Annotated in this window: 2 protein-coding genes; both read right to left on the bottom strand. The window is 58.9% G+C overall.

Annotated features, from left to right (window positions below):
* Positions 1 to 283 (bottom strand): 2-amino-4-hydroxy-6-hydroxymethyldihydropteridine diphosphokinase (folK, locus tag AC1DRJ_RS25120; RefSeq protein WP_477804537.1); only part of this gene is annotated, 283 nt, incomplete at its 3' end.
* A 3-nt stretch (positions 284 to 286) separates the two neighbouring features.
* Positions 287 to 1,687, bottom strand: a complete 1,401-nt coding sequence (locus AC1DRJ_RS25125; RefSeq protein WP_477804538.1) for a polynucleotide adenylyltransferase PcnB — start codon at positions 1,685 to 1,687, stop codon at positions 287 to 289.
* Positions 1,688 to 2,229: the final 542 nt, after the last annotated feature.

Here is a 2,229-nt window from a genome sequence, read left to right on the forward strand (position 1 = left end):
GATCCAGTGTACGAGGCCCCCAGCGTTCAAGACGTTCGCGCCCCTGTTCGTTCTCGATGGCTTGCAGGGCATCAAGCAGCTCCAGCGGTGCGAGGGGGCTGTCGAGGGCGGCGACCGCGTTGGTGTAACGCGGTTGGCCGGGCAGTAGCGAATCACTCTGATAAAACGCAGACACTCCGACAAGCTCGGTCTGTGGCAGCTGCGCCAGCGCGTCGACGGCATTGCGTAATTGCTCGGCGGGGTCAGCCAGATTGCTGCCCATGCCGATGTAGATGCGTTCCATGGATTACTCGCCCGAGACGCTCGGTTCGCCTGCGGCGCGTTTACGCTTGGCGCCACCGCTGCGGCGACGTTTGCGTGGTGCCCCGGTACCGTCTTCCTTTCCACTGAGGTCGCGGATCATGTCGCGACGTTCGCTGTCATTGGCGTCCTGGTAATCCGTCCACCATTCACCCAGGCCATCGGTTTGCTCGCCGGCGCTTTCGCGCAGCAGCAAGAAGTCGTAACCGGCGCGGAACCGTGGGTTGTCCAGCAACAGGTCGGCGCGCTTGCCACTGCGGCGAGGCAAGCGCTCCTGCATGTCCCAGATCTCGCGGATCGGCATGGTGAAGCGTTTCGGGATTGCGATGCGTTGGCACTGTTCGGCAATCAGTTCGTGAGCGGCTTCCTGCATGGCTGGAATCGGCGGCATGCCACGTTCTTGCAGGCGCAATACGCGAGCCGGCAGGGCAGGCCACAGCAGGGCAGCAAACAGGAACGCCGGGGTCACCGGTTTGTTCTGCTTGATCCGCAGATCCGTGTTGATCAACGCATCGCTGATCAGGGTATGGGTGTACGTCGGGTTGTATTCCAGCGCCTCGGCACTGGCCGGGAACAACGGATCGAACAGCTGCAGGTCGACCAGCATCTCGAAGGTGTCGGCGGCGTGACCGGAGAGGAACAGCTTGAGCACTTCTTCGAACAGACGGGCCGATGGGATGTCACGCAGCAGCGGTGCCAGCTCGCGAATCGGCAAGGCGCTGTGTTTTTCGATACCGAAATTCAACTTGGCGGCAAATCGCACGGCCCGCAGCATCCGTACCGGGTCTTCCTGGTAGCGCTGTTTCGGGTCGCCGATCAGGCGGATCAAGTGATTGCGGATATCGTGTACGCCGTTGGCGTAGTCAAGAATGCGCTCGCTGACCGGATCGTAGTACAGGGCGTTGATGGTGAAGTCGCGGCGTTGCGCGTCTTCTTCCAGTGTGCCGTAGACGTTATCGCGCAAGATGCGCCCGCTTTCATTACGGGAAGACTGGTTGCTGTCTTCTTCCTCGTCGTTTTGCGGGTGATTGGCGCGGAAGGTCGCGACTTCGATGATTTCGCGGCCGAAATGAATGTGCACCAGCTTGAATCGACGACCAATGATCCGCGCATTGCGGAATTCGGCACGCACCTGTTCAGGTGTCGCGCTCGTGGCAACGTCGAAATCCTTGGGCGTGATGCCGAGGAGCATGTCACGCACACAGCCGCCGACCAGGTAAGCCTGGTAACCGGCGTTCTGCAGGCGTTCGACGATATTCACCGCGTAACGGCTGAATTGGGCCTTTTGCAGCGAGTGTTGGCCGCTGTTGAGCACTTCAGGCGTACTGCGAATGTGTTGCGTATGACGCTTGGGAGAACGGAATGACTGGAACAACTTCTTCAGCATGGGATGCACTGTTTGAAGGAATGTTCGGCCATAACAGAAGAATGACCGCATGATGGGCGGGGATTCTAGCATTTAGTCGAGGGATGGTGTAGGAAGCTGCGCAAGCGCTTGAAGGGGATATCTGGCAGACGCTATCCGTGTAGCAGCTGACGAGCAGCGCGAGGCTGCGTCCGGTGCGGGCCGCGCTCGGACGAAGCCGTCGTAATTGCAGTGTGTCAGATGAAACCGGTCGCCTGTATTGCGACTGCTGCGCAGTCGGACGCAGGCACGCGGGTTTGGGAATTGCGGCGTAAACGCCAGAAACTACAAGGGGAGCCGAAGCTCCCCAAGAAGTAGTTGCATGCTCTATTTTTATTATTGGTTTCGGGCTTTTTGTTTTTGTTAAGTGCCCTCGTCATGAAGTGTTTCCTTCACGACCCTCCCAATCGGGAGCCAAGAGCAAACGGATTGCTTTGGTCGCTGTGCTGCAGTGATCTTGCGATCCAACCAGTTCAGGCACTGTCTTAGGCCAGTTTTTTATTATTCTCGGCCTGGTCGTGGGG

This window comes from Pseudomonas sp. P5_B2, assembly GCF_056400445.1.

What these genes read in the sequence shown, in the direction of transcription:
- AC1DRJ_RS25125 (WP_477804538.1), bottom strand. Translation starts at nt 1,687, where the DNA reads ATGCTGAAGAAGTTGTTCCAGTCATTCCGTTCTCCCAAGCGTCATACG.